The sequence below is a fragment of the Yersinia sp. 2541 StPb PI genome, assembly GCF_052217145.1.
GTDB lineage: Bacteria > Pseudomonadota > Gammaproteobacteria > Enterobacterales > Enterobacteriaceae > Yersinia > Yersinia enterocolitica_E.
In genome coordinates this window covers 3128588-3153040 of the sequence record NZ_JAZGQB010000001.1, presented here as the reverse complement: position 1 = coordinate 3153040, position 24453 = coordinate 3128588, and the positions used below count along the sequence as shown (strand labels likewise).

Sequence of the window (24453 nt, the reverse complement as noted above, 5' to 3'; positions counted from 1 at the left end):
ATTACTTAGGTTCTACGCCGAACCATTTTTTATAGATTGCAGCGTAAGTGCCGTCTTCTTTCAGAGATTTCAGAGCAACGTTAACTTTGTCACGCAGGTCACTGCCTTGTGGGAATGCAACACCATATTGCTGAGCTTTGATAGATTCACCCACCGCTTTGAACTGGCCATTGCCGGCAGTTTTGATGAAGTAAAGGATGTTTGGCGTGTCATGCAAAACGGCATCAGCGCGGCCAGTACCTAACTCCAAATAGGCGTTATCGATATTCGGGAATTGGCGCAGGTCTTTGGTTTTGATGTTGGCTTTAGCATAATCGACAGAACCGGTGCCGCTTTTTACTGCCAACACTTTACCTTTCAGATCAGCTTCGCCTTTGATGTCATTGTTGTCAGCTTTTACCATCACCAGCAGGCCGCTGTTGTAGTAGCCATCAGAGAAATCAACGGCTTTTTTACGTTCGTCGGTAATAGTGATACCGGCTAGTGCCAGATCCACGTTCTTGGTTTGCAGTGCTGGAATGATACCGCTGAAATCCATTGGTTTCAGGGTGTATTTCAAATCCAGTTTCTTCGCGATGGCATCCCACAAGTCGATATCAAAACCGACATATTTATCCCCTTGTTTGAATTCAAAAGGGACGAACGCGGTGTCGGTAGCAACGATCAATTCTTTTTCTGCGGCGTGAGAACTAACAGCAAAGGCCAGCGTAAGTGCGACCAATGAAACTTTGACAAGTGACTTCATAAGTGGGAGTTCCTTTGTACTTTTGTGGATGGAGATCCGTTTTTTATATTTCAGATAGCAATATGAAAAGATCGTGCCAGAAATGCAAGTTATTTAAAAATAACGAAATTATTCTAAGTGATTAGCATGCAATTACTTAGCTGACATTGTTTGCACCATCATGACTCACCAAAATAGTGCGTTAATATCATTTTGGTGCAACTAATCCATTATTTACTTATTATTAACTAGTTCGTTAATAATGTACAATCGATAATCAACATCAATGTAACAATATTGTTAACTATCTCCGATTTTTGTTCGATAATGGTGCAATAAGGGGGATGAAGGGGAGGGATTGCTATCTGAGTTGGCTATCTTTACTGCCACGGCGGTTATATCCGGCATGGCTGGCCTGATGCTTGTCTAATTGATTCTGGCAGTTCAGGCAATATTTTACCCCCGCCAGAACTTTACGCCGTGCTTCTGGAATGGCTTGACCACATTCAAGGCAATATAGCTCACTTTCACCACTGCCAAGCGCCTGTCTTGCGCGTTGTACCGCATCTTCAACGGTGGAGTCAATTTGATCTTGTACTGCGCCGTCGCCGGCCCATCCACTTGCCATATGACCTCCGTGCGTAGGGCCGGATAACCGGCCCTGTACCCATCTTCGTTAAAATTGCAGGTGTATTGGCTATTCTCATTACCCGGTCTATCTTCCTGCCATTTTACGATCTATTGGGTATCATACTGAGGATTACTCAATATTTGACTCGATAAACCACAGGAATTTATCCAGATCACGTGATGCGGCAGTAAACATATCAGCACTGTTTTCATCTTCTACTTCTGAAATTGCCTTACGAATATCATTAGCAACCACGGCGTAGCGATCTGCCAGCGCTTTAAGATGTTCTTGCACGCTATGGATATTGGTTGGGTAACTTTTCAGCGGTGTTTTATCATTAATGACTTGTGTGGTTCCGAGCGCGACACCACCGAGTTGTACCGCTCGTTCTGCGAAGGTATCTAGGTGATCAGTGAGGGCTGTGCGGAAGCCATCCAGCATTTCATGCACCGCGATAAAGTTGGCACCGCGCATATTCCAGTGAGCCTGTTTGGTCATCAGCGACAGATCAATAAACTGAATAACCATACGGTTTAATACTTTCACTGTGTCAACTTTGACATGTTCTTCAACATCGTTGCGAGTGTAGAGCAGTTCGGAAGATTTTGTTTTTACCAGTTTTGCTGTACTCATAATAGGTATCCCTTTATTGAGTTGATTACCAATTTCTTCACCGCAATAAGTATAACAAAGATATTTAAGTTTGTAGGGTAGATTCGGCCTATCAATTAAATAGTTGATAGTGGTGTTTATTTGTAAATGTAATTTATTGTTTCTTTTTAATAATATTATCATCGCGGTGTTTATGGCTAATTGAAAATAACTATTGCTGTGATTTGTATGGTTTTTATGAGGCCAATATCCATTTGGATGCTTTCAATAATATTTAATGCCACAGATGAGGCGAAGGTGTTATTAATTAATAGCTTGGCGAACATGAGTAATATATATAATGCGATGAATAGTTCCATACCGGAACGAATCAGCAGGTATGCCAGTCAATAAATTCAACCAGCATACCCGGTATGACTACTGAGCGTGGGCAACAATAAACAAGCGGGGGAATGCCAACAAACGGCGACCATCGGCCTGTTGCGGATAGGCCACATCAATGATTGCCAGATAGTCTTGCAAAAAATCCAATCGCATTGCTTCAGAGAGCGGTTCAAGAAAAGGCCGTAAACCTGTGGCTCGCAGCCAATCGACGATGGCTTGCGCTGAAGGCATCGGGTGGTAATAGGTAGTGCGCCAAATATCTACCCGCTCTGCATTGGGGGCCAGTAAGTCATAATACTGATTGGCTGACAGAACCTTCGCCCGTGTTGCCCCCGCCTCTTGTAGTGTTTGCTGCCATGGACCGTTTTCTGCAACTTCACGCATAGCTCGATGGCTGGGCTCCTCCAGATTATCTGGCATCTGGACCGCAAGTATGCCGTGGGTAGCCAACTTGGAGAACAAATAGGGAAAGAGTTGCTGATGATCGGTTAGCCATTGTAACGATGCGTTAGCATAAATAAGATCTTGTGGCTCAGCGGGTTGCCACTGGCGAATATCCGCTTCAAGAAATGCACATGCCGGCAGGCGCTGTTGCGCACTGGCCAACATCGCCACCGAGTTATCAATCCCAACCAGCTGCGCCTGCGGAAAACGCTGGTGCAGCAATTGGGTAGAGTTGCCTGGCCCACAACCTAAATCGCTGATGCGCTGTGGCTGGGTAGTGCTGATATGTGCGAGCAAATCACCGGCAGGGCGGGTACGTTCTGCTTCAAATTGGCGGTATAAATCAGGATCCCAGTCTTGCATGGATAACCTCCGGTAGAAAAAGATCAGTAATGCGGATAAGTGATAGCCGCTGACGCGTGCATATTTATCTATTATAGATTCTGCAATGGCCCGCTAAACAGCACCGCACCGGTTGGCTGGCCAGTGGGCGAGCCGCCGTGAGGCTCCAGACTGATTGCTAATAACGAATTCGCCATTAACTGGTTTTCAGTCAGAGTCAGTTGTGTTGGCCCATGGGTATTGAGTAACCCCAGTGAGTGTGGTTTTTCACCCGCCGGAATACTCCATAATTCAAGGCTATTACGCTCACTGACTACCACGGGGTTAAGGGGAGTTAATGTCAGGCTACGAGTCGATTTCTCCAGACTGACCACCCATTGACCACTTTGCTGACTATTGGAGAGCACGGCCACCGGGACGGATGTTGGTGGCTCTACCAATAAACGTGGGATCACCAGGACTGCGGCCAGTGCGGCGGCGACAGCCCACCCCAAATAAGACCAACGATTACGTTTGATATGGCGCAGGTTGATTGGTGGTAACTCTAACTCCAGCCGCTTCCATACGCGTTCAGGAGGCTCCAGCGGGGCCAATTGATTATCCAGTTGGGTAAACAGACGCTGCCAACTGGCAACATCTGCCGCCAACTGTGGGTCACGACGGAATCGGCGTTCAAAATGCAGCCGGGCAAGTCCGCGCAGGGTTCCCAGCGCATATTCAGCGGCCAATGCTGAGTCATATTCGCGTCTGTTTTTCATAAGCCTACGCAGCCCTTCAAGTGATCGAGTGCACGACGTATCCAGCTTTTTATCGTACCAAGTGGTTGTTGTAGATGAGTAGAGATCTCCCCATGAGAAAGCCCCTGATAATAAGCCAACATAATACTTTGTCGTTGCTCAACCGGCAGATGTGCCAAACAGTCTGCCAATTGTTTAGCTTCACTGTCTTGCTGCAATTGAGCCAGAGGCGTCAGTGTGTCATCGGTCAAATAATCGGTTTGGTCATCGTTCAACGTTTGCAGACGATTATCACTGCCGCGCATCAAATCGATGGCCCGATTACGCACAATATGGGTCAACCAGGTTAATGGGGCACTGAGTTGCGCATTGTAATTATCGGCCCGATGCCAGACGGTGAGGAAACAGTCGTGCAAAACCTCCTCTGCCCGAGCAGGGTTGCGCAGCATTCTTAAGGCGACCGCGAATAGTCTGGGGGAAGTGAGCCGGTATAGTTTTTCAAACGCGGACTGATCACCTTGAGCAATGGCATCGATCAGCCCGATTTGTTGTTCCAGTGAGTATTCATTCATGCGCCAATCCCTAAAAAAGCCGTCAGGTGCAGTGAGACACTGCACCCAGTATAGACGGGTTTTATTTAGGCATCAGAACAGTATCAATCACATCGATCACGCCATTTTTCTGTTGTACATCATAGGTGCTGATATTGGCGATGTTCCCTTTTCCATCTTTAAGCTGAATGTTATGTGGCCCGTTGTTCATAATCCATAGTGATTGGCCATTGACAGTTTTCAGCTCGGCAGTACCCCCTCCGGCTTTAATTTTACTTTCTAACTGTTTCATATCGTAGTTCCCGGCCACCACGTGATAGGTCAAGATTTGGGTGAGCATGGCTTTATTTTCTGGTTTGACCAGACTTTCAACTGTACCGGCGGGCAATTTTGCAAACGCGGCATTGGTGGGCGCGAACAGGGTAAATGGCCCAGGGCCTTGCAGGGTATCAACCAACCCCGCAGCTTTAACCGCAGCGACTAAGGTCGTGTGATCTTTTGAGTTAACCGCATTCTCGATAATATTTTTACTCGGCAACATCGAAGCACCACCTACCATAACAGTTTCGGACATCATGGCGGCCATAGAGACAGTACTGAACAGTAAGGAAGCACAGATAGCAGAACGAAGAAGCGTTTTCATAATGTATTCCTTTTAGGACGGTTGAGGTGAAGTCTTGCCTCACATCTACCTATACGAATCAGCCTGGTGTTTTGGATGCAAAAAAAAGGAAAATAATTAATAAAAAACGCCAACCCGTGCAGTGCTGGGCTGGCGTTTGATAAATAACAATAGGATAGAAGGTGAGAGGGCTGAACTAGCCCTGATGCGCGCAGCACCCTTCAGGCAATTTGATCCAGTTGTGGCTTGGGTTTGATAGTCAGTGTGGCCCCGATAGAGGCACTGATAATTGATGCCAGAGCCAACCATTGAACCCATGTCAGATGTTCATTTAAGAATACCAACCCTGAAATGGCCGCCAGTGCTGGCTCCAGACTCATTAACGTGCCAAATGTGCGCGTAGGGAGCCGGGTCAGTGCGACCATTTCTAGTGAGTAGGGTAATGCCGTCGACAAAATAGCGACAGCCAGAGCAACGGGGAGAATGGCGGGATCGAACAGGGCAAGGCCGTTATATGCTACGCCAATTGGGCAAAATACCAGTGCTGCGATCAGAGAACCTACCGCGACAGTCCCAGGACCGTGATCACCGCCGGCTTTCTGCCCTGAAATAATATACAGCGCCCAACAGGCTCCAGCACCCAAGGCACAAGCCGCGCCAAATAAATCAATGGTACCAATGTTATGTCCCAGCGGTAATAAGAACCATAGCCCCAGAACGGCCAACCCTACCCAGATAAAGTCCACCGGGCGGCGAGAAGAGAACATGGCAACCGCCAACGGGCCGGTGAACTCCAATGCGACGGCAATACCCAATGGCACCGTTTTTAGTGACAGGTAAAACAAAAAGTTCATTCCACCTAATGTCACACCATAAATAAGCAGCGGTAAGCGGCTGCCTGAGGTGAATCGCATTCGCCAAGGTTTAAAGATGACAAACAAAATAAGTGTGCCGATACCGAGCCGCAGCGAGGTTATTCCTTGCGCGCCAACCAGTGGGAACAAACTTTTCGCCAACGATGCACCACTCTGGATGGAGATCATGGCAATCACCAGTAACAGAATAGGGACTAAGGGAAGTGAATGTTTGGATGAAGGAGACAAAGACATCCTGTTAAGCCTCAAAGAAAATTATTAGGTAGCTATTTTTGCCAGTGTAAATGAAATGTCAGCCAAGTGTTTGAAAATCACCAAAGGAGCGAAAAAAGAAACGGAAAGCAGTGAAAGAAATAATAAATTTTCAGCATTGCGGTTTTTTAACGCTATTTCTGCTGGTTATTTAAGCGCTAAAACTAAGAATAGTCTGGAATGGCTTTTGGTGATGGGAGTCACAAAAAGGTGTAGAATGGCGGAAATTCGTAAGCGTATTAGTAAGATGGAAGATTCTTGAAACCCTTTGTTACACCAAATAAATGATTAGACAATCATATGTAGGCAGAGTTTCCTACTATTTATTGTTATAATTTCATGGTGTTTTTGTTTCATCTAAAAATTTGCGTCTTTCGAGGTGGTTATGAATAAAATTGCATGTCTTTCAGCAGTAGCAGCTTGTGTATTAGCAGTGACCGCAGGTTCAGCCTTTGCCGGTCAAAGCACCGTTTCTGGTGGTTATGCCCAGAGCGATTATCAAGGTGTTGCTAACAAATCTTCAGGTTTCAACCTGAAATACCGTTACGAGTGGAGTGATTCTCAACTGGGTTACATCACCTCTTTCACTCACACTGAAAAAAGCAGCTTCGGTGACAGCTCGTCGGTATACAACAAAGCACAATACAATGCTATCACCGGTGGTCCAGCTTACCGTATCAACGATTGGGCTAGCGTTTATGGCCTGGTAGGTGTGGGTTACGGTCGTTTCAGCCAGAACTACCCAACTTCTGCTAGCGATAAAAGCAGCACCAGCGATTACGGCTTTACTTACGGCGCAGGTATGCAGTTCAACCCAATGCAAAATGTTGCCCTGGACGTTTCTTACGAACAGAGCCGCATCCGCAACGTTGATGTCGGTACTTGGGTTGCTGGCGTAGGTTACACTTTCTAAGCGACCGCTTAGAATAGTTAGCACTCATCTTTCACGGTGTTATGCTGTGTCTGATAAAAATCCGCTTTCGGGCGGATTTTTTTCGCCTGTCATATGATGCCGATGTGAGGCTGGCGTGTGATAACTATTTAACCGCATTTACGGCATTGACAATCAGCGCGATTATCTGCTGTGGATGAGAGAGTATCGAGGCGTGGCTGGAGGGTAACTCAATCACCTTTTGGGCCTGAATTCGAGCAGCAAAACCGCGTTGTGTTTCGACCGGCAGCATTCTGTCTTCCGTTGAAACCTGATACCAGCAAGGTTTGACCCGCCAGGCAGGCTGAGCAGACTTATCAGTAAAAGCGCGAGTTGCTAAGGGTTTTTGCACCATAGACATCACCAGTGCTTCATTCTCATCAATGTCCTGACACATATTTTCGTGGAACTGGTCAGTGTCAATCCATAGAAATCCATTATCATCCGGGCGAATATAAGCGGCGCCAACAGGCGGTTCACGCAGTGCAAAAGTACTGGATAAGCTCTCTCCCGCATCGGGGGCAAAAGCGGCGAGATAGACCATACCGACCACATTTTGCAGATGCCCGACTTGTGTAATGACCATGCCACCATAAGAGTGGCCCACTAATAGGGTAGGGCCATATAAGGCGGTAGTTAGCTTAATGGTCCGCTCCACGTCATCTGCTAATGATGTCAGCGGATTTTGTATTGCAATGACCCGGTGCCCCATGGTGTGCAGGGCTGGGATAATATAGCGCCACTGTGAGCCATCAGCCCATGCGCCATGGACCAATACAATATTAAGTTTTGTCGCCATATTTCCTCCTGAACGGGTATTAGTCCAAGCGGTGCATAATATCGTTATGCAGAAATAGCATTCTTGACGAATAACAACTTCTACTCATTTACCTGCATTAATGAAAAATCTTGTTTATAGCCAGATGTTATTAAAATTAAACAAATCTGTTATTAGGTTTAAAGTATAAAGCGCTGAGCGCTGATGGCTTTAGGATAAGGATGAAAATGAAGTACCGAATAATCCATTTGGATATCAATTGGCGATATAAAATTCCTGCGAATAGGATTCGCTATATTTTAAATTAATAAAAACAAGAGATTAACAAGGTTCTCTGTTTGGGTGTTACTACGTAATTTACTGGTAAAAATGAGATAATATGACACACTACTATTAGTGCGGATTAACCTTCAGGCTCTTATCGTGATTCACGCATTAAGCTAAATAAAAAAATTGATGGTCATAAAACAGTTGGTTGTAATAAACGATAGGTTGTAATAAAACAATAGGTTGTAATAAAAAATGGGTTTAAATCATGACGACACTCAGTGAACAGGCTCCACCTCTGTTACATGACACCAAGCTTGAACAGCAGATTTTAAGACGTTCAATTTTTTGCACTTTGTTTATCGCCATTATGGGGATTGTTTTTGGTATCGTATGCGGTTCGATGTCGATTATTTTCGATGGTATGTTCTCTGCTTTAGATGCTGGAATGTGCAGTTTATCGCTATTGGTTTCCCGATTACTCGGTCAGCCGCACAGTCGGCGTTTTCAATACGGTTTCTGGCATGTTGAACCACTGGTTCTGGCTTTCAATGGCAGCTTGCTGGCCTTTCTTTGTCTTTACGCATTCGTCAATGCCATTAAGGGGATTTTCGACGGCGGCAGGGAATTGGAGTTGGGGTGGGCGATTGTTTATGCATTAGTGGTCAGTATTTTCTGTTTCACCCTCTTTTTAAAACAACGTCGTTTAAATAAACGAGTCAAATCCGAGCTAATTGCATTGGATACCAAAAGCTGGTTAATGTCGGCCTGCATCAGTTCTGCGTTATTAGTAGCCTTCTTGCTTTCATGGTGTATGGAAGGTACCCGCTATGCGCATTTGATTGTTTATACCGACCCCGCTGTATTGGCCTTGTTAACCTTGGTCTTAATACCTGTGCCAATAAAAACAGTCATTTCGGCAGTTCGTGAAGTATTACAAATGACGCCAGACAATCTGGATAATGCCATTGAGAGCTTAATGGATAAGTTAATGGCAAAATATAAATTTATTGATTACTCCCACTATGCCACCCGCATGGGGCGGGGGTTGTTTATCGAGATTCATGTGGTTATTCCACCAGAGATGGAGACGAATGGTGTCAGTTATTTTGACAAATTACGCGATGAAATAGCCAAAGAAATTGGCGAGTCCGGCCCTCATCGGTGGCTAACGATCTCCTTTACCCGCGATGCAAAGTGGTTATAGCATCAACATCAATAGCGGGTATGGCGGCGTGTAAATAAATTAACCAAGGTAATGATTCTTATGAACAAGATGATTATTAAGCGTCAGATAAAACTTAACGCTATTGATACGCCGCCAAGGTTTGATGCTGTTACTAAGGTAGCCATTAATGATGAAACCATCGAATATCGCAAAGCTAAAGTTATTAGTAATATGCGCCGTGCCGCTATCGATTATTTATTGGTGTATGCGGACAAAGAGCATGGGGGTAACTTTGAATATCTGGCGGGGTTTATTCCCCGTTTTGAAGAAGCGGCTATGGTGTTGCATGTGTCAGGTGAGGTCTATTTATTATTAGGTAACGAGAATTTAAAGCTATCTCACCATGCCCGAGTCAGAAATACCGTGATTCATGTCCCCTATTTTTCATTGCCAAATCAACCAATGGACAACAGTAAAACGCTTACTGAATTATTGGCAGCAACCGGGATTCAGCAGGCTAAAAAGATTGGGGTTGCAGGATGGAAACTGTTTACCAGTAAGCTGGACGATAACAGTCAGCTATTTGATATTCCGCATTTTATTTTGGATGCGATTAAAAAGTCTGCTTCACCGGTAGCAACGATTATTAACGCTACCAGTCTATTTATTGGCAGTGATATTGCAGCTAGAGTGACCAATAATGCTAATGAATTGGCGCACTATGAATATGGCGCTAATTTGGCGTCGAATTGTATTCTTAATGCATTGGCGGCGGTTGATATCGGCATAACAGAAAAGCAACTGGGCAGTTATCTGGCAGATGAAGGCCAACCAAACACTGTTGTGATAATTGCTGCGACTGGCGCCAGATTTGAACAGGCAAATTTATATCCCAGTGATAAAGCGGTACAACTCGGCGATAAAATATCGTTGACCACTGGGTTTAAAGGCGGTTTGAGCAGTAGAACCGGCTATGCGGTTCATCATGCAGATGAACTACCGCACGCGGAAAGAGATTATCTTGATAAGGTTGCGCTACCTTATTACACAACAGTCGTCGCTTGGCTGGAAAATATTCGTATTGGTATGCCAGGGAAAGAGATGTACGCATTAGTGGAAACGGTTTTCCCTAAATCACAATACCATTGGTCGCTAAATCCCGGCCATTTAGTTGCTGATGAAGAGTGGTTGTGCTCTCCCATTTATAGCGATTCTGAAGAGATAATTCGCAGTGGGATGATATTCCAAATCGATATCATTCCTTCGGTAAAAGGTTATGCCGGAGTGAGTGCTGAGGAGTGTATTGCACTGGCTGATCAGCATTTACGTAATGCGCTCGCTACACAGTACCCTGATGTTTGGCAAAGAATACAAAAACGGCGTAGTTATCTCAGCGATATCCTGAATATCCATCTCAGCGAAGAGGTGCTACCGATGTCTAACACAGTTGGCTATCTGCGGCCATTCCTGCTGGATAAATACAGCGCATTGCAATGTATTGATGAGTAACAGCACGAATAACCTAGGGTTTAGGGTATTTATTTAAGGGGCTAATAGCCCCTTTTAGTGGCATCAAGCTTTTATTGCCGCAGCCACTTAGCGTCAGATTTAAGCGCTTGCTGAGATTTCGTGCAAAACTGGAGGCGATACTCTTGCCATCTTGTGGCATAATGCGCGCCGAATCACATTTTCTATAATTCTTGAATATCCCTATTCAGTAATCCAATCGAGAGCGAGCTCTGTGCTAAGTACTAACAATATCACCATGCAATTCGGCAGCAAGCCGCTGTTTGAAAACATTTCAGTAAAATTCGGTGGCGGTAATCGCTATGGTCTGATCGGCGCTAATGGCTGTGGTAAATCCACCTTCATGAAAATCCTTGGCGGTGATTTAGTTCCTAGCGGCGGTAACGTATTCCTTGACCCGAATGAGCGTCTGGGTAAGTTACGTCAGGACCAATTCGCCTTTGAAAACAACACAGTGCTGGACACCGTTATTATGGGTCACGGCGAGCTGTGGGAAGTAAAAGAAGAGCGCGACCGCATCTACGCTATGGCTGAAATGAGCGAAGCAGACGGCTATAAAGTGGCTGATCTGGAAGTTGCCTATGGTGAAATGGATGGTTACAGCGCAGAAGCCCGTGCCGGTGAATTATTGCTTGGTGTAGGTATTCCGGTTGAACAACATTATGGCTTGATGAGCGAAATCGCTCCTGGCTTTAAATTGCGTGTATTGCTGGCGCAAGCCCTGTTCTCAGACCCGGAAATTTTGCTCCTCGACGAACCGACCAACAACCTGGATATTGATACTATCCGCTGGTTGGAACAAGTACTGAACGAACGTAGCAGCACCATGATTATTATTTCCCATGACCGTCACTTCCTGAACATGGTGTGTACCCACATGGCGGATCTGGATTATGGCGAACTGCGTGTTTATCCGGGTAACTATGACGAATACATGACGGCGGCGACGCAAGCTCGTGATCGTCTGTTGTCAGATAACGCCAAGAAAAAGGCCCAGATCTCTGAGCTGCAATCTTTCGTTAGCCGCTTTAGTGCCAACGCCTCTAAATCCAAACAGGCGACGTCTCGCGCCCGTCAGATTGATAAAATTCAGCTTGATGAAGTGAAAGCATCTAGCCGCCAGAACCCGTTTATCCGCTTTGATCAGGATAAAAAACTGTTCCGTAATGCGCTGGAAGTTGAACTGTTGACCAAAGGTTTTGATGACGGCCCGCTGTTTAAAAAACTGGATTTGCGCCTGGAAGTGGGTGAAAAAGTGGCTATCCTCGGGCCAAACGGTATCGGTAAATCGACTTTGCTGAAAACCTTGGTAGGGGATTATGAGCCGGATTCTGGCACCGTAAAATGGTCTGAAAACAGTAAGATTGGTTACTATGCACAGGATCATGCCAGCGATTTTGAAATCGATCTGACGGTATTTGACTGGATGAGTCAGTGGAAACAGGAAAAAGACGACGAGCAGGCTGTGCGCAGTGTGCTGGGCCGTTTACTGTTTAGCCAGGACGATATTAAGAAGAAAGTACAGGTCTTGTCTGGTGGTGAGAAAGGGCGGATGTTGTTTGGTAAGCTGATGATGCAGCGCCCTAACATCATGGTAATGGATGAGCCAACCAACCATTTGGATATGGAATCGATTGAAGCGCTGAACATGGCATTAGAAATGTACGAAGGCACGCTAATCTTCGTTTCCCATGACCGTGAGTTCGTTAGTTCTTTGGCGACCCGAGTGATTGAAATGACACCAGGCAAGCTGATCGACTTTACCGGTAACTACGAAGACTATCTGCGTAGCCAGGGTATTCAGTCCTGATTAGTTGATGGTGTGTTGATAAGAGAGCTGATGCATTGCATCAGCTTTTTTTTTGCGCTAAATAGGCGGCTAATCTTTGCCACAGACTTCACAGTGGGCATCTTTGGCTAGCTTCATGGTCCGAAACTCTGCCGTTGCGGCGTCATACATCAATATGCGCCCAGATATCACCTGACCATAATCAGCTAACAGCTTTATGGTTTCCATCGCTTGTAAATTACCAATAATCCCCACCAAGGGCGACATTACCCCGGCTTCAACACAGGTCAGTGCATTGTCACCGAATAACCGACTGAGGCAGCGATAGCAGGGTTGGTTTGGCTGATAAGTGAAAACACTAATTTGCCCCTCCATGCGAATTGCTGCACCTGAAACCAATGGTTTACGTTGTGCATGACACAGTCGATTGAGTTGCTCGCGGCTGGTGACATTATCGGTACAATCCAACACCAACTGATGTTCAGCAATGGTTGCCGCGAGTTGTTGGTCATCTAACTGACCATCAATGGATTTCAGTGCCAAATGAGGGTTCATTTCAGACAGCGTCAGTGCCGCAGAGGCCACTTTTGACATTCCGATACGATTATCGCGATGCAAAACCTGCCGCTGCAGGTTGGAAAGCGAAACCGTATCAAAATCCAGCAGGGTAAGGTGGCCCACGCCTGCTGCTGCCAGATATTGTGCGGCTGCGCATCCTAGCCCCCCTAATCCAACGATTAACACCTTGGCAGCATTCAGTTTTTCCTGACCGTCAAAATCAAAACCGCGCAGCACGATTTGCCGGTTATAACGCAGGGCTTGGGCATCGGTCAGTTCTGGCAGCATCTCAGCCTCTCCACCATGTACAATTTATTGCCCCAATAGCCCGTTAAACAGTTCGATTTCAACTGTTTCACCGACCGAGACAGAACCGCGTTCTCGTTCCAGCACAATAAAGCAGTTACCTTGGCTGAATGAACTGAATACGTGAGACCCCTGATGACCTGTGGTGCGTACTTCCAATTCACCGTTAGCATTGGTGGAGAAAATACCGCGTTGAAAATCTAAACGGCCGGGGGATTTCTTCAATTTTGTCGCCGCGACCGCGTTGAGGCGCAGTGGTGGACGCCACCCCGCATGGCCGGAGAGTTTAGCAATAAGGGGTTGTACCAACTGATAGAATGTTAGCGCCGCCGAGACCGGATTACCCGGTAAGCCGCAGAACCAGGCGTTATCCAATTTGCCGAAAGCAAACGGTTTGCCGGGTTTTATCGCCAACTTCCAGAAACCGATATCGCCTAACTCTTCCAGCATCTGTTTGGTGTAATCCGCTTCACCCACCGAGACACCACCACTGCTGATAACAAGGTCAGCGGCGGCATCGGCTTGTTCAAATGCTTTGCGCAATGCGAGTTGATCGTCACGGATCACGCCAAGGTCAACTATTTGGCAGCCTAACTGTTGCAGCATCAACCGTACCGCGAAGCGGTTAGTATCGTAAATCTGTCCTTCGCCTAAGGGCTGCCCGACTGGTTGCAATTCATCGCCGGTAGAGAAAATAGCCACTTTCAGTGTGCGAAACACGGCAATCTCTGCAATGCCTAATGAGGCGAGTAGCGGTAATTGCGCCGCGCCTAATTTTACCCCCGCGGGGAAAACGGCAGCACCCTGTTGGATATCTTCACCCGGCAAGCGGATATTTTGCCCAACCTGCACCTGGCTATTGAATATGACACCTTGTTCGCCAGCCACGGCCTGTTCTTGCATGATGACGGCATCGGCTCCCTCAGGAATAGGGGCACCGGTCATGATTCGCACGCAAGTATTGGCTGGCCACTCACCTTTAAACGGTGCACCGGCAAAAGCCTTGCCGGCCACCGGCAGCGGTAATGTGCTGCTAAGCTCATTACAACGCACGGCATATCCGTCCATGGCTGAATTGGCGAAGGGGGGCACAGCAATCGGTGATGTAATTGCACTGGCGGTGATACGTCCCGCCGCTTCGGTCAATGCGATGATTTCTGTTGCCTGCAATGGCGTAACCTGCGACAGCATTTTAGTCAGAGCTTGTTCGAGAGAGAGTAAATCCGAGGTATTACTGTGATCCATGCTGGACTCCGTGGTCAGTGTGCACCGTTAGCTAGAGGTAATTATGGGTGCTGAGCTACCATCAAATAATGAAACCATTATGGCAGAGATTGTCAGGTGGGTGAATGGATGGCGGCGCAAAGAGACGATAGATTGATACTGCCTTGATCAGTGCTATTATTTTCATGGGTATAAACCTTCGGCAGGCAACACAGGGGTGTGACATGGAGTATCAATCGATTCTGGACTTTTGGTTTAACGAGATGGACCCGGCGTTGTGGTTCAAAAAGGATGAGGATTTTGATGCTCTGCTACGCAAGCGGTTTGGCCCGGTTTGGCAAGCGGCATCAAAGGGGGAATTGGCCCACTGGCGGTTTAAAATTGAAGGGCGTTTGGCGGAAATATTGATACTGGATCAATTCAGCAGAAACCTGTTCCGTGATTTACCTGCATCATTTTCTTGTGACGGGATGGCGCTGGTGCTAGCGCAGGAAGCAATCAGCAGTGGTCAGACGAAACAATTATCTGATATTCAACGCGGCTTTCTTTATCTTCCTTTTATGCATTCCGAATCGGCGCTTATTCATAAACAGGCATTAGAACTCTTTACCGAATTGGGTAATGACAATCAGCTTGATTATGAGTTACGCCATAAAGCGATTATTGATCGCTTTGGCCGTTACCCACACCGCAATCATATCCTTGGGCGAGTCTCAAGTGCAGAGGAACAGGCTTTTCTTTTACAGCCAGGATCTGCTTTCTAGACGACAAGGGGAGGCGAACACATGGTCAGCGAAATCCTGGTGCTGGCCACTTATCGTCACTTTGACTACGTACTGTTCCCGTTTTTTTCTATCGTGCCGCTCACAAAAAAACCTTCACCAAACAGTCGACTTAACATATTTATGTAATTGACATCACAAAGAAAATTGAGGTTTTTCCTAAACTACTTTCTGCGCTATAACTCTCATTGAAACGATAATGTTACCAATATATAACAATCTAACAATATAAAAATGAGAGTTCAGTGTCTGTGATTTCTCGGTTCTGAGCTTATATGGCATGGACGTTTAACAATGTGGCAGACGCATCATTATGGTTGAAACAACTTCATTAGACACTACTGTGGTAGAAGGTCAGGGAACATCAGCACGTCTGACAGATAAAGCAGATACCCGGCAACGGATACGAGCCATTGTTGGGGCCTCTTCTGGGAATTTGGTTGAATGGTTTGATTTCTATATTTACTCTTTTTGCGCGCTCTATTTTGCCCCGCTTTTTTTCCCCAGTGATAATCCAACCACCCAATTAGTGCAGACTGCCGGTGTTTTTGCTGCTGGTTTTTTGATGCGGCCGATTGGCGGCTGGTTATTTGGTTATATTGCTGACAAACATGGCCGCAAGTTATCCATGTTGATTTCGGTCTATATGATGTGTGCCGGTTCGTTGATGATTGCTTGCCTGCCAACCTATGCGTCAATTGGTAGCCTGGCACCGGTCTTACTGTTAGTCGCCCGTTTATTCCAGGGGTTATCTGTTGGGGGCGAATATGGTACCAGTGCCACCTATATGAGTGAAGTCGCAGTGAAAGGGCACAAAGGGTTTTATGCTTCGTTCCAATATGTCACATTAATTGGCGGCCAATTGCTGGCATTATTGGTGCTGGTTCTATTACAGCAAACACTTTCATCAGAGGTATTGCACAGTTGGGGCTGGCGTATTCCTTTTGTTCTGGGCGCACTGTTGGCAGTGGTTGCTCTTTACTTACGCCGTTCACTGAATGAAACCTCGGATGAGAAGAACCGTAATAAGAAAGATGCGGGTAGTTTGAAAGGGCTATGGAAGAACCGTCGCGCATTTATTATGGTACTAGGCTTCACCGCGGGTGGCTCTCTTTCTTTTTATACCTACACCACTTATATGCAAAAGTATTTAGTCAATACCGCCGGAATGGATGTAAAAACCGCCAGTTTGGTAATGACGGCGGCATTATTTATTTTTATGCTAGTGCAGCCCTTATTTGGTGCATTATCCGATCGTATCAGCCGGCGTACATCTATGTTAACGTTTGGCCTATTATCAATGTTATTAACAGTACCTATTCTGCACGCCCTTAAAGGGGTAACCAGTCCATATATTGCGTTTATGCTGATTATTACCGCCCTGATTATTCTCAGTTTTTATACCTCTATTGGCGGATTACTAAAAGCAGAGATGTTCCCACCGGAAGTGAGGGCACTGGGTGTCGGCCTGTCTTATGCAGTTGCAAATGCCATGTTTGGTGGTAGTGCTGAATATGTGGCGCTGTCTCTTAAGTCTTTTGATATGGAAAACAGCTTCTTTTGGTACGTTTCGGCAATGTGCTTCGTTACCTTCTTGGTTTCATTGCGCCTGCACCGCAAAGGGCAAGAGGTTGAGTTATAGTGCGAAACCTACATTAATTGCTTTTACCTCCATATGATGAGTTAACTCTTTATTAAATAGAGTTAACTCATCACCATCCAATAATTGGCTAGCAGGGATCTTCCCGATGAGATAGGCCGATAATGCTTTATATTCATGCGAGGTTAATTCCTCCAGTTTTCTAATATTTATGTTTCTAATATTAACGCTATCTATGTTTACGATGGGTATTATATCACGCATGTTACGCTCCTGTTTTTAAGTTAATTTTCCATCTCTCATGGTTATTATTCTATTACCATATTTGGCGGCTTCATCTGAGTGTGTAACCATTATTATGGTTGTTCCGGTCTGATTTATTCTGCTTAATTGTTCAAGTACATTTCGGGTGTTTTTACTGTCCAAGTTACCGGTTGGCTCATCAGCTAACAATAATGCTGGATTGGATACCATGGCACGAGCAATGGCGACTCGTTGTTGCTGACCACCCGATAATTGCATTGGTTTATGATCTCTACGATTCTCGATAGCAAAAAGGTTTAAAATCCGATTAACGCGTTCAATACGTTCTTTTTTTGCAACATGGCGATACTTCAGTGGTAACTCAATATTATCGAATATTGATAAATGTGGAATAAGATTAAATGATTGAACAATATAGCCTATCAACTCACGCCTTAATATAATTCGTTGTGAGTAACTTAGGGATACGACATCCTTTCCTGCTAAGGTAAGTGAGCCACTATCAAGTGAGTCAAACATGCCTATAATGTTGAGCAGAGTCGATTTCCCCGATCCTGATGGACCCATAATTGATACGAATTCACCTTGTTCCACAGCGAGGTTCAGGTGATGAAATACCCGGGTTTTAATCGTTTTTGTTATGAAACACTTTTCTGCATTTTGTATGTTTAGCATATTATTTAAACTCAATTATATTATATTGGTTACTGTTTGAATATGAAGGGATGATAATACGTTGACCTGAATTTAGTCCTGCTGTTATTTCTGTTTTTTCTGCGTTGCGGCGCTTAATTTCTACTTTAGTTTTAATCGCATGATCATGTTTTTGTTGGTAGATATAGAGGTAGTTACCCCCATGTTTATCTGAAGTAATACTTTCATTGGGTACTAATAATATCTTCTCTTTCTCATCTTGCAATGAGATTTCTATTTCAATAGATTGGCCTCTTTTTAGCGGGACTTTGTTTAATTGAGTCGGTGTCAGCTTTGCCTTAAACTTGCCATTATCAATAACTGTGGAGACCGATTCAATAAGCAGTACAATATCCTGGCCATTTATTTTTGCAATAACACGAGTTTGTGGTTTTATCTTATCCAAGTAATATTCACTCAAAAAAACATTGAAATAATATGAATTGAAATTATCTACGACTGCTATTTTTTCACCAGGCTTTATTTGCTGGCCTAACTCAATGTCCAAAACAGATAAAGAGCCGTCAATAGGTGCAGTTATTACTAATTGATCGATGCCCGTTTCAATCATTCCCATCATTCGTTCAAGTAATAAAATAGAGTCATTAATATTATTTAATTGCTTAGGAAGTGATTTTTGGTTTTTGTTATTATGTTCTAGTAATATCTCACTCTTAGTTTTCCAATTTTTCAGTATATCTTTTTGGTTTTCTAACTCTGATTTTGCAATCATCGATTTTGTATCGAGGACTTGATGCCTGACAAGGTTTTTGCTAACAACCTCGATCTGGTGTTGAGCTTCTTGTAGGCTGAGTTTGGTATCTCGATTATCTTGTTCCAATCGCATTTTCATATTACGCAGATTATTTATTTGTTCGGCGATATCTGCCATTCTGGAGGTTGTTTCTAACATGAAATCATAATTGGATAAACGAACGATAACATCACCTTTGTTAACCGCTTCAAAAGCTTTTTTGGCAATTTCAATGACTTTCCCCCCACGTTCACTTGATATAATCGTGCTTTCCTTCGGTACCGTAATGGCACGTGTAATTAATACGTCCTGAAATTCCTCAGGCTTAACCGTAATGAAAATAGTGTTTTCCCGCGCAACTAATAACGTATTTTGGCTTGTGAATAAAGAGTAAATGTAAAAAAAACAGGCAATCAGTATAAGTGATACACCTATAATAATTAACGTTATGCGTAAGTTTGTATGTGCATTTTTTTCAATTTTTATATCCATGTATTTATTGTTTCTTTTTGGTATTTATGTTGTCATTATTAAAGATCAGCGTAATAGTCATAATGACAACTATGCTAATTATGAAAATAAAAAGTGTAGCAGTGGCATTGACGTATGAAAGATTATCCACAGCATGGTATTGAACCAACCATCGATGCAATAAAAAGAAACCCATCGAGAATGCTATTATAGCAGCAAAAATAATGGGGGCGATATTTTGCTGTATAAAGAAAACGATATGGGTATAAATAGAACCACCAATAGACTCCATTATTCTTAATGTCTTACCGATTCGTTTGGTTTCGGATATACTGATGATTACTGTGCTTATTAATATTAATAAAATTGAAAGTATGGCAACAAAATTAGCTGTTTTTTGCATAAGTCTATTCGTATTGAAATATGCTTGATGTAAATGTTCCACTGTTTGTATTTGCGTGGGGTTAACCCGATATCGCTCAAGTGTTTTTTTAACTTCCCCAAGATCCTGTATATATTGCAATTTTAATGCGCCATATCGTTGGGACTTGTTTTCAATAAATATCAATAGTGGTGTGGTGTTTTTATTGACATCTGCAAGATAAAAATCATTTATTATTCTAAGGATTCTTATTTTATGTTCAGAGTCATTATCATTAATGTAAAATATGCTATTCAATGTTTCATCATAGGAATGTTGCCCCATTAAAGTCATAAAGGATTGAGTCGCTATCGCATGGACAACATTATTATCATCACTCGGTATTAGTACATTATCATACCCTGCTAATACCTTAACTCCCCAGGTATCAAGGAAGTGTTTATTGGCATTAAGTGTATTTACTGTTACTAACTTATCTTTCTCTTGCTGATTAAGATGAAATATTGACGTGTTTGTCCTCGACATGTCAAAGGGTTGCCAGCTACTAAGTGCGATAGACTCTATATTTACAGTATTCTTCAATTCATTTTGTAAACTATTTATTGCTGCTTGATCAATTAACTCATCACTTAAAGTAAATGTCACTATATTGTCTTTTTCATAACCAAAATTATGATGCTGCATAAAATCATTCTGTGTCAATATTCCTGCCCATAAGTAAACTATTATGCCTGCGATTGTTATTTGTATGCACAGTGATCCTTGATGGACGTAGCGTGATATTGGCTGTTGATTATAAATATTATAATGGCCAGATTGATTGGGAAAAACGGTAACATATAGATATGTTATATGAGAAATGAGAAATGAGAATTGCTGTATAAATTGAAATCAATGTAAAAAAGAAGGAGGCTAGTAATGTTTTAGTTTCTTGAATGAGAATTAACTCTTTAACGCCTGTAGATAGCTGTATTAAAACAATCAGAAAGAGGATTGCTAACAGGAGTACAAAAAAGGCTTGAAGCAGTGCGATGGAAAGTGCTTCAGTCAATAGTTGATAACGAGAGGCTCCGAGCGATTTCTTTATCTGGAAACTGTTTTTTTTATTGGTATTTATTACATTGTTAACATTAAAAAAGTTCATGGTGGTTGTTAGAAATATAAAAATACCGGCTGCATATAAGCTGTATAAATAGGATTTTGCAATAACTGTGCTGATCTCATCAGGTAACCCATTATCGTAATGGATATCGGTAATATTACGTGCAGATAATTGAATGAACTCTTCGGGGCTGAATGGTGCTCCAGGGAGTTGGGGGGCGTAACGGGTAACGAGTGTACCCAATTGTTCAGAATCGGGTTTTTCTCCTGCGTCCATTGTAATAAAGGCATAAGCGTGCATATCGTACCAATCATGCCTTTTATCATGATAGCCATCTATGAGTTCGGGAGAAAATGCAATCACGGCGTTGGTTTTAAAACGGCTATCCTTATGCAAACTAATCATATCTTTAATGACGAATTGGCCTTTGTTCCCTAAGGTGATAACGTGCCCGACCGGATTATCCAGATGAAGATATTGACGATTAAATTCTGGCGTAATAATAATTTCATTCTGGGTCAGATGAGGGCGGTATTGAGAAATATTTGGTTCATATAGATTAGGTTGATCATTACTCAGTTTATAGGGATTAATGACATTGAAGAAATTCGGACTAACGGTATAAATCTCTACTTTGCTGTGAGTTTGGTCATTCACTTGTAAGTCTGTAAATAGACGTAGTGCATAGATAACCTCTTTAATGTTCTTTGCATTCTGCAATGCTGGAATTAATGGAAAAGGTACTTGTGCTGATTTTACATCGTCACCGTTTGGCAAGTTAAACTGAGTTTCTATGCGATATATTTGTGCGTGGTCATTGTGGTAATTTTCAATACTTCTATCCGTTAAATAAAGCAGTAATACTAAAAATGATGAGAGCATACCTAAAGCCGTTATTATTATCGCTAATATACTTGCCATCGGGCTAAGCTTTACATCATTAATGAATTCACTTGTAAACATACAAGAATATCTCAATTTATTTATCCCCATGATTTCAAAACGTAAATGTGTTGGATGCGTTTATTTCTGCCTTCCTTCCTACATATTGAAACCTATAAGGTGTATTGAATTGCTTTCATTGTTACTGCTATGTGGAGCAAGGTTAGGCCATTAATGATTTATGGCCTAACCAATAATTTCTGAATGGTTCATATTTTTCTATTCTTCAGCAAAGCTTCTTGACCAGTTCCATGCTGTTATTTTGCTTCGCAGGGTATTGTTTTTTATTTTTTCTATTTCATTGTCATTTATATAAAATGCATTACTCTTAAATGATTCTTCTAATGATTGCAACTTACCTTTTAGTGCTATTAAGTGGCTGTATTTTATTTCTTTATCATCTGATTGCTTTGAAATATTCATATAACACTCCATTTAAATAATTATCTTTGAATGTAATTAAGTACCAAAAAGATTCTTACTGTTTATTTGTAATTCTATTTTTGGAATTTATCAATATTTTTATTTATAGATATTTTTGTATGGAATGTGATTAGCTATCATGTTTTTTTAATTGTTAATTAGCTATAATTGTAACGGGAATAACTATGCATTTCTCCGTTAAAATAAAAAAAAAGCCCCGTAGGGCTTAAAATAGTTATAATTGATAGTCACGTTAATTACATCGATTACGGATGTAAGAATTCCGCATGGAAGCGTAAGTGATCTTCAATAAATGTGGCTATGGTGAAATAGCTATGGTCATAACCAGGCTGAATACGAAGTGTCAGTGGCCAATCGCGCTGCCGCGCCAATTCAGCTAATTTTGCCGGTTGTAACTGGTCAGCCAGAAACTGATCACCATCACCTTGATCTACCAGCATCGGCAGTTGGGTGTGCGCATGTGTAAGTAAGTGGCAACTATCATATTGCAACCACTGACTCTCATCGGTACCCAAATACGCAGTCAAGGCTTTGCGCCCCCAAGGCACCTGACACGGATTGACTATCGGCGCAAAGGCCGAAGCTGATTGGTATTGCTGCGGGTTACGCAGTGCTAGCATCAATGCCCCGTGCCCCCCCATTGAATGGCCACAGATAGACTGACGGTCACTCACTCTGAAATGTTGGGCGATCAAAGCCGGTAACTCTTGGCTGATATAATCATACATCTGAAAATGTTTAGACCAAGGGGCTTGTGTTGCGTTGAGGTAGAACCCCGCGCCTTGTCCTAAATCATAACCTTCGTCATTCGGCACATCATCGCCACGTGGGCTGGTATCCGGCATAACCAGTACCAGACCCAACTCAGCGGCCACCCGCTGAGCACCGGCTTTCAATGTAAAGTTTTCATCATTACAGGTCAGACCCGACAGCCAGTAAAGCACTGGTGGCGGGTTGTCATCCCGTAAGGGGGGCAGATAGATGCTGAAGGTCATATTGCAATTCAGGCTGCTGGCGGTGTGGCGATAGCGTTGCTGCCACCCGCCAAACATCCGGTGCTCTTCGAGAAGTTCAAGTGACGTATTCATGCGTTGCCTGCCTCCTTGGCTTATTTGTTTTGTGAAGAATGATTAAAATGGATCACGGTACGGATAGATTTACCTTCATGCATCAAATCGAAGGCTTCGTTGATTTGATCTAACCCCATGGTATGGGTAATAAAATCATTCAGAGCGAATTTACCGTCCAGATATTGCTGCACGATGCCCGGTAACTCGGAGCGTCCTTTAACGCCACCAAATGCTGAGCCACGCCATACGCGGCCTGTGACCAATTGGAATGGACGAGTCGAAATCTCTTCACCGGCACCAGCAACACCAATGATGACTGATTCGCCCCAGCCTTTATGACAGCACTCAAGCGCTGAGCGCATAACATTGACGTTACCAATACATTCAAAGGAGAAATCTACGCCGCCATCGGTCAGCTCGACGATCACATCCTGAATAGGTTTATCATAATCTTTCGGGTTAATCAGGTCTGTTGCGCCCAGTTTGCGGGCCAGCTCGAATTTACTGGTATTGAGATCAATACCAATGATGCGGCTAGCGCCAGCCATTTTCGCCCCAATCACTGCCGATAAACCAATGCCACCCAAGCCGAAGATGGCGACAGTGTCGCCCGGTTTGACTTTTGCTGTGTTCATCACAGCCCCCATGCCGGTGGTGACGCCACAACCGAGCAGACAAACTTCTTCTAATGGCGCTTCTTTATTGATTTTTGCCAGTGATATTTCCGGTACCACTGTCAGTTCAGAGAAGGTTGAAGTCCCCATGTAATGGAAGATCGGTTGGCCATTTTTAGAGAAACGAGTGGTGCCATCAGGCATCAAACCCTTGCCCTGAGTGCTGCGGATCGCCTGACACAAATTGGTTTTACCGGAGCGGCAGAATTTACATTCACCGCATTCTGGAGTGTACAGCGGAATGACGTGATCACCCACTGCAACGCTGGTAACACCTTCGCCGATTGCTTCTACAATCCCACCACCTTCATGGCCGAGGATCACTGGGAATATCCCTTCGGGATCTTTGCCTGACAAGGTGTAGGCATCGGTGTGGCATACGCCACTGGCGACAATCCGTACCAGCACTTCGCCTTTCTGCGGTGGCATCAAATCAACTTCTTCAACCGATAGCGGCTGGTTTGGCCCCCATGCGACTGCGGCGCGAGTTTTAATCATCTGCATGGTGTTGCTCCTATAGCTTCTGTGTGGTGACTGTTATATAAATTAATTG

26 protein-coding genes are annotated in these 24453 nt (G+C 43.9%); 7 read left to right on the top strand and 19 right to left on the bottom strand.

The annotated features are described in order from the left end of the window. Nucleotide 1: 1 nt before the first annotated feature. The 8 genes from glnH to rhtA form a co-directional block, all read right to left on the bottom strand. Nucleotides 2–745, bottom strand: coding sequence for a glutamine ABC transporter substrate-binding protein GlnH (glnH, locus tag V1953_RS14215; protein ID WP_083159442.1), 744 nt, complete (start codon nucleotides 743–745; stop codon nucleotides 2–4). A gap of 340 nt (nucleotides 746–1085) precedes the next feature. Continuing rightward, nucleotides 1086–1352, bottom strand: coding sequence for a DksA/TraR family C4-type zinc finger protein (locus tag V1953_RS14210; RefSeq protein WP_083159440.1), 267 nt, complete (start codon nucleotides 1350–1352; stop codon nucleotides 1086–1088). A gap of 132 nt (nucleotides 1353–1484) precedes the next feature. Next, nucleotides 1485–1988 (bottom strand): DNA starvation/stationary phase protection protein Dps, encoded by a 504-nt coding sequence (gene dps / locus V1953_RS14205; RefSeq protein ID WP_442851069.1) that lies wholly within the window; start codon nucleotides 1986–1988, stop codon nucleotides 1485–1487. Between the two features lie 396 nt (nucleotides 1989–2384). Then, entirely contained in the window at nucleotides 2385–3158 is a 774-nt protein-coding gene (gene tam, locus V1953_RS14200; protein ID WP_442851068.1) for a trans-aconitate 2-methyltransferase, read from the bottom strand. Nucleotides 3159–3229: 71 nt separating this feature from the next. Next, nucleotides 3230–3895, bottom strand: a complete 666-nt coding sequence (locus V1953_RS14195) for an anti-sigma factor (RefSeq protein WP_083159434.1) — start codon at nucleotides 3893–3895, stop codon at nucleotides 3230–3232. Beyond that, nucleotides 3892–4446, bottom strand: a complete 555-nt coding sequence (locus V1953_RS14190; RefSeq protein ID WP_083159432.1) for a sigma-70 family RNA polymerase sigma factor — start codon at nucleotides 4444–4446, stop codon at nucleotides 3892–3894. Before V1953_RS14190 ends, V1953_RS14195 begins: the two co-directional genes overlap by 4 nt. Nucleotides 4447–4507: 61 nt before the next feature. Beyond that, a complete protein-coding gene (locus V1953_RS14185) occupies nucleotides 4508–5068 on the bottom strand; it encodes a fasciclin domain-containing protein (RefSeq protein ID WP_083159430.1) in 561 nt (186 codons plus the stop codon). Nucleotides 5069–5268: 200 nt separating this feature from the next. After that, entirely contained in the window at nucleotides 5269–6156 is an 888-nt protein-coding gene (gene rhtA, locus V1953_RS14180; RefSeq protein ID WP_083159428.1) for a threonine/homoserine exporter RhtA, read from the bottom strand. Nucleotides 6157–6226: 70 nt separating this feature from the next. On the opposite strand from rhtA, the gene V1953_RS14175 reads away from it, so the two are divergent. Both V1953_RS14175 and ompX read left to right on the top strand, forming a co-directional pair. Further along, nucleotides 6227–6436 (top strand): hypothetical protein, encoded by a 210-nt coding sequence (locus tag V1953_RS14175; RefSeq protein ID WP_227746547.1) that lies wholly within the window; start codon nucleotides 6227–6229, stop codon nucleotides 6434–6436. A 123-nt stretch (nucleotides 6437–6559) separates the two neighbouring features. Beyond that, the gene (ompX, locus tag V1953_RS14170) at nucleotides 6560–7087 is read left to right on the top strand and encodes an outer membrane protein OmpX (RefSeq protein ID WP_083159423.1); all 528 of its coding nucleotides are present in this window, start codon (nucleotides 6560–6562) and stop codon (nucleotides 7085–7087) included. A gap of 124 nt (nucleotides 7088–7211) precedes the next feature. Here ompX and V1953_RS14165 read toward each other — a convergent pair whose 3' ends face one another. Next, on the bottom strand, nucleotides 7212–7904 hold the full coding sequence (locus tag V1953_RS14165; RefSeq protein ID WP_083159421.1) for an alpha/beta fold hydrolase: 693 nt from the start codon (nucleotides 7902–7904) through the stop codon (nucleotides 7212–7214). 514 nt (nucleotides 7905–8418) lie between these two features. Here V1953_RS14165 and V1953_RS14160 point away from each other — a divergent pair. The 3 genes from V1953_RS14160 to V1953_RS14150 all read left to right on the top strand — a co-directional run bounded on the left by V1953_RS14160 (nucleotide 8419) and on the right by V1953_RS14150 (nucleotide 12655). Then, on the top strand, nucleotides 8419–9357 hold the full coding sequence (locus V1953_RS14160) for a cation diffusion facilitator family transporter (RefSeq protein ID WP_372568892.1): 939 nt from the start codon (nucleotides 8419–8421) through the stop codon (nucleotides 9355–9357). A gap of 60 nt (nucleotides 9358–9417) precedes the next feature. Continuing rightward, complete coding sequence (locus V1953_RS14155; RefSeq protein ID WP_442851067.1) at nucleotides 9418–10827, top strand: M24 family metallopeptidase; 1410 nt, start codon at nucleotides 9418–9420, stop codon at nucleotides 10825–10827. 232 nt (nucleotides 10828–11059) lie between these two features. Continuing rightward, nucleotides 11060–12655: an ABC-F family ATPase gene (locus V1953_RS14150; RefSeq protein ID WP_071843536.1), complete on the top strand. Its 1596-nt coding sequence runs from the start codon at nucleotides 11060–11062 to the stop codon at nucleotides 12653–12655. Between the two features lie 69 nt (nucleotides 12656–12724). Here the strand turns inward: V1953_RS14150 and moeB are convergent, their stop codons facing one another. Next, entirely contained in the window at nucleotides 12725–13480 is a 756-nt protein-coding gene (gene moeB / locus V1953_RS14145; protein WP_193784691.1) for a molybdopterin-synthase adenylyltransferase MoeB, read from the bottom strand. Between the two features lie 24 nt (nucleotides 13481–13504). Next, a complete protein-coding gene (moeA, locus tag V1953_RS14140; RefSeq protein WP_083159415.1) occupies nucleotides 13505–14743 on the bottom strand; it encodes a molybdopterin molybdotransferase MoeA in 1239 nt (412 codons plus the stop codon). A gap of 203 nt (nucleotides 14744–14946) precedes the next feature. Here moeA and V1953_RS14135 point away from each other — a divergent pair, with 203 nt between their 5' ends. Both V1953_RS14135 and V1953_RS14130 read left to right on the top strand, forming a co-directional pair. Continuing rightward, a complete protein-coding gene (locus V1953_RS14135) occupies nucleotides 14947–15486 on the top strand; it encodes a DUF924 family protein (RefSeq protein ID WP_372568895.1) in 540 nt (179 codons plus the stop codon). 331 nt (nucleotides 15487–15817) lie between these two features. Then, complete coding sequence (locus tag V1953_RS14130) at nucleotides 15818–17146, top strand: MFS family transporter (RefSeq protein WP_083159411.1); 1329 nt, start codon at nucleotides 15818–15820, stop codon at nucleotides 17144–17146. Here the strand turns inward: V1953_RS14130 and V1953_RS14125 are convergent. From V1953_RS14125 to V1953_RS14090, 8 genes are all read right to left on the bottom strand, one after another. Next, nucleotides 17141–17368, bottom strand: coding sequence for a hypothetical protein (locus tag V1953_RS14125; protein WP_442851066.1), 228 nt, complete (start codon nucleotides 17366–17368; stop codon nucleotides 17141–17143). The two genes, V1953_RS14130 and V1953_RS14125, sit on opposite strands and share 6 nt — an antisense overlap. A 15-nt stretch (nucleotides 17369–17383) precedes the next feature. Beyond that, nucleotides 17384–18043, bottom strand: a complete 660-nt coding sequence (gene darD / locus V1953_RS14120) for a darobactin export ABC transporter ATP-binding protein (RefSeq protein WP_442821090.1) — start codon at nucleotides 18041–18043, stop codon at nucleotides 17384–17386. A 1-nt stretch (nucleotide 18044) separates the two neighbouring features. Beyond that, entirely contained in the window at nucleotides 18045–19307 is a 1263-nt protein-coding gene (gene darC / locus V1953_RS14115; RefSeq protein WP_372568898.1) for a darobactin export ABC transporter periplasmic adaptor subunit, read from the bottom strand. Nucleotides 19308–19311: 4 nt separating this feature from the next. Continuing rightward, nucleotides 19312–20352, bottom strand: coding sequence for a hypothetical protein (locus tag V1953_RS14110; protein WP_442851065.1), 1041 nt, complete (start codon nucleotides 20350–20352; stop codon nucleotides 19312–19314). Nucleotides 20353–20470: 118 nt separating this feature from the next. Beyond that, nucleotides 20471–21733 carry a hypothetical protein gene (locus V1953_RS14105; RefSeq protein WP_442851064.1) on the bottom strand — a complete coding sequence of 421 codons (1263 nt, stop codon included), beginning with the start codon at nucleotides 21731–21733 and terminating at the stop codon, nucleotides 20471–20473. Between the two features lie 198 nt (nucleotides 21734–21931). Further along, nucleotides 21932–22135: a darobactin family peptide antibiotic gene (gene darA, locus V1953_RS14100; RefSeq protein WP_083159407.1), complete on the bottom strand. Its 204-nt coding sequence runs from the start codon at nucleotides 22133–22135 to the stop codon at nucleotides 21932–21934. A 266-nt stretch (nucleotides 22136–22401) separates the two neighbouring features. Continuing rightward, entirely contained in the window at nucleotides 22402–23244 is an 843-nt protein-coding gene (gene fghA, locus V1953_RS14095) for an S-formylglutathione hydrolase (protein WP_083159405.1), read from the bottom strand. A 20-nt stretch (nucleotides 23245–23264) separates the two neighbouring features. Then, complete coding sequence (locus V1953_RS14090) at nucleotides 23265–24404, bottom strand: S-(hydroxymethyl)glutathione dehydrogenase/class III alcohol dehydrogenase (RefSeq protein ID WP_050311956.1); 1140 nt, start codon at nucleotides 24402–24404, stop codon at nucleotides 23265–23267. Nucleotides 24405–24453 lie beyond the last annotated feature (49 nt).

Bases quoted from the DNA above. Each gene is read 5' to 3' on its own strand.
- glnH (WP_083159442.1), bottom strand. From the start codon at position 745: ATGAAGTCACTTGTCAAAGTTTCATTGGTCGCACTTACGCTGGCCTTT.
- V1953_RS14210 (WP_083159440.1), bottom strand. From the start codon at position 1,352: ATGGCAAGTGGATGGGCCGGCGACGGCGCAGTACAAGATCAAATTGAC.
- dps (WP_442851069.1), bottom strand. From the start codon at position 1,988: ATGAGTACAGCAAAACTGGTAAAAACAAAATCTTCCGAACTGCTCTAC.
- tam (WP_442851068.1), bottom strand. From the start codon at position 3,158: ATGCAAGACTGGGATCCTGATTTATACCGCCAATTTGAAGCAGAACGT.
- V1953_RS14195 (WP_083159434.1), bottom strand. From the start codon at position 3,895: ATGAAAAACAGACGCGAATATGACTCAGCATTGGCCGCTGAATATGCG.
- V1953_RS14190 (WP_083159432.1), bottom strand. From the start codon at position 4,446: ATGAATGAATACTCACTGGAACAACAAATCGGGCTGATCGATGCCATT.
- V1953_RS14185 (WP_083159430.1), bottom strand. From the start codon at position 5,068: ATGAAAACGCTTCTTCGTTCTGCTATCTGTGCTTCCTTACTGTTCAGT.
- rhtA (WP_083159428.1), bottom strand. From the start codon at position 6,156: ATGTCTTTGTCTCCTTCATCCAAACATTCACTTCCCTTAGTCCCTATT.
- ompX (WP_083159423.1), top strand. From the start codon at position 6,560: ATGAATAAAATTGCATGTCTTTCAGCAGTAGCAGCTTGTGTATTAGCA.
- V1953_RS14165 (WP_083159421.1), bottom strand. From the start codon at position 7,904: ATGGCGACAAAACTTAATATTGTATTGGTCCATGGCGCATGGGCTGAT.
- V1953_RS14160 (WP_372568892.1), top strand. From the start codon at position 8,419: ATGACGACACTCAGTGAACAGGCTCCACCTCTGTTACATGACACCAAG.
- V1953_RS14155 (WP_442851067.1), top strand. From the start codon at position 9,418: ATGAACAAGATGATTATTAAGCGTCAGATAAAACTTAACGCTATTGAT.
- moeB (WP_193784691.1), bottom strand. From the start codon at position 13,480: ATGCTGCCAGAACTGACCGATGCCCAAGCCCTGCGTTATAACCGGCAA.
- moeA (WP_083159415.1), bottom strand. From the start codon at position 14,743: ATGGATCACAGTAATACCTCGGATTTACTCTCTCTCGAACAAGCTCTG.
- V1953_RS14135 (WP_372568895.1), top strand. From the start codon at position 14,947: ATGGAGTATCAATCGATTCTGGACTTTTGGTTTAACGAGATGGACCCG.
- V1953_RS14130 (WP_083159411.1), top strand. From the start codon at position 15,818: ATGGTTGAAACAACTTCATTAGACACTACTGTGGTAGAAGGTCAGGGA.
- V1953_RS14125 (WP_442851066.1), bottom strand. From the start codon at position 17,368: ATGCGTGATATAATACCCATCGTAAACATAGATAGCGTTAATATTAGA.
- darD (WP_442821090.1), bottom strand. From the start codon at position 18,043: ATGCTAAACATACAAAATGCAGAAAAGTGTTTCATAACAAAAACGATT.
- darC (WP_372568898.1), bottom strand. From the start codon at position 19,307: ATGGATATAAAAATTGAAAAAAATGCACATACAAACTTACGCATAACG.
- V1953_RS14110 (WP_442851065.1), bottom strand. From the start codon at position 20,352: ATGCAGCATCATAATTTTGGTTATGAAAAAGACAATATAGTGACATTT.
- V1953_RS14105 (WP_442851064.1), bottom strand. From the start codon at position 21,733: ATGTTTACAAGTGAATTCATTAATGATGTAAAGCTTAGCCCGATGGCA.
- darA (WP_083159407.1), bottom strand. From the start codon at position 22,135: ATGAATATTTCAAAGCAATCAGATGATAAAGAAATAAAATACAGCCAC.
- fghA (WP_083159405.1), bottom strand. From the start codon at position 23,244: ATGAATACGTCACTTGAACTTCTCGAAGAGCACCGGATGTTTGGCGGG.
- V1953_RS14090 (WP_050311956.1), bottom strand. From the start codon at position 24,404: ATGCAGATGATTAAAACTCGCGCCGCAGTCGCATGGGGGCCAAACCAG.